Origin of the sequence: Deinococcus pimensis DSM 21231 (genome assembly GCF_000519345.1) — a bacterium.
GTDB lineage: Bacteria > Deinococcota > Deinococci > Deinococcales > Deinococcaceae > Deinococcus_A > Deinococcus_A pimensis.
In genome coordinates this window covers 58,863-64,411 of record NZ_KI912680.1, presented here as the reverse complement: position 1 = coordinate 64,411, position 5,549 = coordinate 58,863, and the positions used below count along the sequence as shown (strand labels likewise).

Here is a 5,549-nt window from a genome sequence, read left to right as displayed (position 1 = left end):
GTCTCGATGCCCGAAGGCATCTTCGTGAGTCTGGAGTCACTCGGGGGAGTGACCGCTCACACCACCCTGTCGGGTGGCCCTCCCGTCGCTGTTCTTCTCGCACCTTGTCATGCACCCCGTGCTCGCTTTCGCCAGCACCGCCTCAACCGAGGCTCAAAAAGAATAGACCAACCACGCGAGACTGTCAAGACAAGCGCCACCGGGCCGGAGGAGGAACGATATAGTGGGCGGAGCTCAAGCTCCGGCGACCCCGGACGGCCAGGAGCGCCACCTATGGAAGAAGAACTCAGCCTTCGCGATATCGCAGACGTCCTGGGTCGTTACCGGACGCTTCTGATCGTCACGCCCCTGCTCCTCGCGGCGGCAGCCGTCGGGGCCGTCAGCGTCCTGCCGAAGACCTACACCGCCGAGACCATCGTCGCCGTCAACGCCTCCGCCGCCGTCCAGACGCCCGGTGGACAGAACGGCCCACCGAACGGGGCGCGCAGCGTCGTCGTCGATCCCGCCCGTCTTCCGAACGCCGCGTCGCTCGCGAGCGGCTTCACGGCCGCCGCGCCCGACCTGCTGTCGGACGCGTGGAACACCACTCCCGAGAACGTGCCGAGCGCCCTGGCGGTCACCAAGGAGGACTCGTCCTCCACCGTCACCATCCGTGCCTCCGCGTCCACGCCCGCGCAGGCGCAGACTCGCGCGGCGCTCGCCGCCGACCGCTTCGGCAAGTACGTCGGCAGCATCGTCGGCAGGACGATCACGAAGGAGTACCGCGCCGCCCTGCAGGACGTCCAGCTCGACGTGAACAGCAACCGGGCGACGCTCGCGACGCTGCGCGAACGTCTCGGGGACACCCCGCAGATCCTTCAGGGTCGTGGCCAGCCCTCCGGACGAACCGCCGCGGCGGGTGCCGGACTCGACGCGAGGTTCACCGGCAGCAGTGACCAGCCCACCAACCCGGCCTACGCCGTCCTCGCCGTGAGGATCGCCGAGGTGGAGACCGCCCTCGCCGACAACGAGGCCTTCGCCGGCCGCCTGCGCGCCGTTCTCTCCGACGCGGCCGGTCTCTCCGCGCTGGCCGGTCGGTACGTCCAGCCGACCCTCCTCGCCTCCCCGCAACGCCCGGTCCGTCCGGACGGTCCGGGGCGCGCGGTGGTGGCGGTGATCGCGCTGCTGCTCGGCCTGTTCCTGGCCACGCTGCTCGCCTTCGTGCTCAACGCCCTGCGGCGTCCCGCCCCGACGAACGCGAACGGCCGGCTGCCCGTCGGCGTCCGACAGGGCGACTGAGTTCAACCCACGCTGTCCAGACAGGAGGGCGCGCTCTTCACGCGTCCTCCTGCGTCCGTCTCTAGACTGGTCAGGTGAGCCTCGTCGCCCCCCAGCCCTTCACGCGTCTCGAACGGTTCCTGCGTGACGTGCTCGGCGAGGGCGGCGCCACCCTTCTCCACGAGGACCCACCCGCGCCCGCGCGGCTCGTGGAGGTCGACGAGCTCGGCTGGTCACGGGCGGTCCGCGCGGGCTTCCGCTTCCCGCAGGCCTTCAGTCATCAGGCGGAGGTCTACCGCCTCCTCGACCGCGGCGAGCACGTCATCGTCACGACGCCCACCGCGTCCGGCAAGACGGGCGCCATCTTCCCCGCCGTCTTCGAGGGCCTCACCCGCGAGCCCGACGCCACGGCCCTGTTCGTCTACCCGCTCGTGGCGCTCGGGCAGGACCAGCGCGAGAAGCTCGAGGAGTTCCGCGAGCTCGGCGCCTTCCCGTGGCGCGTCGGGGCCTTCCAGGGCGCCGCGCGCGCCGAGGCCGTCTTCGCGCCGGGCGTGCGCATGGTGACCGCCACGCCCGACAAGCTCCACTGGAGCCTCACGAACCCCGCCGTGCACCGCTTCCTGTCCACGCTGCGCTTCCTCGTCCTCGACGAGGCGCACACGTACCGTGGCGGCTTCGGCAGCGAGGTCGCGGGAATGCTGCGCCGCCTGCTGGGGCTCGCGCGGGCCCTCGGCGCGGACCCTCGCGTCGTGCTGTCCACCGCCACCATCGGCAACCCCGTGGAGTTCGCGCGCGAGCTCGTGGACGTCACGCCCGTCCTCGTGAGCGAGTCGGGTGCGCGGCGGCACGGGAAGCGCTACTACCTCGCGGACCACAAGGGCCAGCCGCGCCGCTTCTGGGACGCCGTGATGTCCGCGAGCCTCGCGCACGACCTCAAGACCCTCGCGTTCTTCCGGGGCCGCTCGCGCGCCTCGCGGCTGCACTCCGCCTACCGGCGCCACGCGCTCTACGGACGCGCCTCACACCTCTACATGTCCGGCACCAGCGACCGCGAGGGGCGCCTCGGAGACTTTCGCCGCGCCGGAAGCGGCGTGATGTTCGCCACGAACGCCCTGGAGGCGGGCGTGGACATCGGGGACCTGGAGGTCGTCATCCTCGACGGCTACCCGGGGTCGCGCATGGCGTTCCGGCAGATGGCGGGCCGCGCGGGCCGCGTCGCGCCGGGCCTCGTGCTGTTCATGCCCGCCCTCGACGAGCGCGGTCTCCCCCATCCCGTCGACGCGTTCTACAGCAACACCCAGAACTTCCGCGAGCTGATCGGCGGGGACATCGAGAAGGCCGTCGTGGCGCACGACAACCCCTTCCTCGCGCCCCGTCACGCCGCGCGGCGCGAGGAGGAGCTCGCCAGCGCGGGCCTGCGCGGGCCCGCGCCGCGCTCGCGCTACTGGAACCTGCGCGGTGAGGCCGGACGGTCCTACACGGTCGTGGACGTCCGCGACTGGGAGGCGCGCGGCGCGGCGGCCCTCGCGGGGGCGCTCGAACAGCCCGGCGAGCACTACGCCCTCACCGAGAAGCACGTCGGCGCGGTCTTCACGCTCGAAGGGCACGGCTACCGGGTGGTGCGCTGGGAGCAGCACGACGCGGGCACCGCCATCCTCGTGGAGCCTCACCCCGCCGAGAACATGTTCACGCGCGGCCTGCACACCGTCGAGGTCCGTCCACAGCAGATGGGCCCCTGGACGCGCCGGGGCCCCGTCGCCTTCCGCTACGGCGACGTGATCGTGACGCGCCGCTACACCGGCTACGCCCTCATGCGGCAGGTGTTCGGTCGGGCCTGCGTGAAGTGCGACCGCGAGCCCGGCCTGCACGAACGTGTCTGCCGCGACTGCGGCGGACGCATCGCGGACCGCATGCAGGACCAGAAGGTCTCCGAGCACGACTTCGAGGCGGTCGTGGAACTCCCCCCCATGCGCACCACCGCGCTGGAGGTCGGCGTGAACGCCACGGGCGGCGCCGCGCACACCCTCGAACACCTCCTGCAGCGCGTCATTCCCGAGCGTGTCGCGTGCGACGAGAACGACCTCGGCGGCGCCTTCCGGAGGGAGCGCGACAACTACTTCTTCCTCTACGACGACTGGCAGGGCGGCCTGGGCGTCACGCGCCGCGCGTACGAGCAGATGGACGACCTGCTGCGCCGCGCCCTGACGCTGGCCGCGAAGACCTGCTGCGAGCACGGTTGCTACGAGTGCACCGCCGCGTCGCGCTGCGCGAGTCCCTTCCTGGAGAGCGGCGAGCGCCGCCCCACCGACAAGAAGGGCGCGCGCGCCGTCCTCGCGGAAGCGCTCGGCGTGACGCCCGAGGACCTGCCCGCGCCCCCCGAGGGCGCCGCGCCGACCGCGCGTCCCGACGACTGGCTCTCCTCCGCGCGGGTCCTGCTGGAACTGCACGGCCTGAGCCTCACCGAGGTCAGCGCGAAGCTCGGCGTGCCCTCCCGGGACCTGCAGCGGGCGCTGGGCGCCGCCACGCCCCTGAAGCTCCGTCACGCGAAGTTCGGGGTGGGCACCCTGCTCGGCGCGAGCGGCGCGGGCGAGCGGCGCGAGGCGCTCGTGTACTTTCCCGGCTTCGGCCAGAAGCGCCTCCTGCTGTCGCACGCCGTGCTGGACGTCGTCGAGGAGGAATAACCGTCCATGAGGGTCCGCTCAAGACCTCTTTGACGGCGCCCGGCGGGCAGCATATGATGACGTGACGCGACCGGCGCGCGTTCCTCACGGAGCGCCTCCGGCCAGTGGCCGCGCCCGCGGCACCCCACCCTGGCGACCGCCCCACAAGGCGGATGGCCCCGAGGTATTCATGGAAGTCGTCACGCGCGTACCCCCCCACAACAACGACGCCGAGGTCTCCGTTCTCGGCTCCATCCTGCTCGACAACGACGCCCTCCTCCAGCTCGGCGACAGCGTCACGTCGGACATGTTCTACCGAGAGGGGCACCGCAAGATCTTCACCGCCATGCGCGGCCTGCACGAACGGGGCGAACCCGTCGACCTCGTCACCCTCACGGACGAGCTCAGACGCGTCAACCAGCTCGACGAGATCGGCGGGATCAGCTACCTCATCGGCCTCTCGGAGCACGTGCCCACCGCCGCGTACGCCGAGACGTACGCCCGCATCGTGCAGGAGAAGTTCACGCTGCGCCAGCTCATCGGCGCGAGCGGCAAGGTCATGCAGATGGCCTACGAGGGCCAGCTTCCCCTCGAGGACCTCCTCGACAAGTCCCAGAAGCTCGTCTTCGACGTCGCGCAGCAGAAGAAGAACGAGGAGTTCAAGCACATGAGCTCCGTCGTCCACGAGACCTTCGAGTTCATCACGAACATGCACGCCTCCGGTGGCATCGGCGAGGGCATCCGCACGCACTTCAAGGACCTCGACGAGCAGACCAACGGTCTCCAGAAGGGCGGCCTCGTGGTGCTCGCGGCGCGTCCCTCGATGGGAAAGACGGCCTTCGCGCTCAGCATCGCGCAGAACGTCGCGTTGCGCGGTGACGGGAAGGCCGTGATGGTGTTCAGCCTGGAGATGCCGGCGGTGCAGCTGGCGCTGCGCATGCTGTGCTCGGAGGCGCGGGTGGACATGAACCGGGTGCGGTCGGGTCAGCTCAACGAGCGGGACTTCGAGCGGCTCGCGAACGCGGCGGGCCGCATGGCGGAGGCGCCGATGGTCATCGACGACGAGCCGGACCTGACCCTGAACGACCTGCGCAGCAAGTGCCGCAAGGTGATCGCGCAGTACGGGAACCTCGGGCTGATCGTCATCGACTACCTGCAGCTGATGAGCGGCAGCAAGGGCGGCGGGGGCGGCAACGAGAACCGGCAGCAGGAGATCAGCGCGATCTCACGCGGGCTGAAGCAGATCGCGCGTGAGCTGGACGTGCCGGTGATCGTGCTGTCGCAGCTGTCGCGCGCGGTGGAGCAGCGTCCGAATCACCGTCCGATGCTGTCGGACCTCAGAGAATCGGGCGCGATCGAGCAGGACGCGGACATCGTGATGTTCATCTACCGCGACGAGTACTACAACAAGGAGACGGATCAGCAGGGCGTCGCGGAGATCATCATCGGCAAGCAGCGCAACGGTCCGGTGGGCACGGTGAAGCTGCAGTTCCACAGTCAGCACGTGCGCTTCAACGATCTCGTCACGGAGGGCGTCTGATGACGGCGCCCGTGAAGGCCGCGGCGCGTCGTCGTCGTCGCCGTCGTGGCGGGGGCGGTGGGGGCGCCGCGAAGCCTCAGGCGGCGCCCGCG

At 70.7% G+C, this 5,549-nt stretch carries 3 protein-coding genes; all 3 read left to right on the top strand.

The window, feature by feature from the left end:
- Window positions 1-273 precede the first annotated feature (273 nt).
- On the top strand, window positions 274-1,278 hold the full coding sequence (locus DEIPI_RS0127105; protein WP_027483863.1) for a Wzz/FepE/Etk N-terminal domain-containing protein: 1,005 nt from the start codon (window positions 274-276) through the stop codon (window positions 1,276-1,278).
- A 74-nt stretch (window positions 1,279-1,352) separates the two neighbouring features.
- Window positions 1,353-3,938 carry a DEAD/DEAH box helicase gene (locus DEIPI_RS0127100; protein WP_027483862.1) on the top strand — a complete coding sequence of 862 codons (2,586 nt, stop codon included), beginning with the start codon at window positions 1,353-1,355 and terminating at the stop codon, window positions 3,936-3,938.
- A gap of 169 nt (window positions 3,939-4,107) precedes the next feature.
- The gene (gene dnaB / locus DEIPI_RS0127095; RefSeq protein ID WP_027483861.1) at window positions 4,108-5,457 is read left to right on the top strand and encodes a replicative DNA helicase; all 1,350 of its coding nucleotides are present in this window, start codon (window positions 4,108-4,110) and stop codon (window positions 5,455-5,457) included.
- Window positions 5,458-5,549 lie beyond the last annotated feature (92 nt).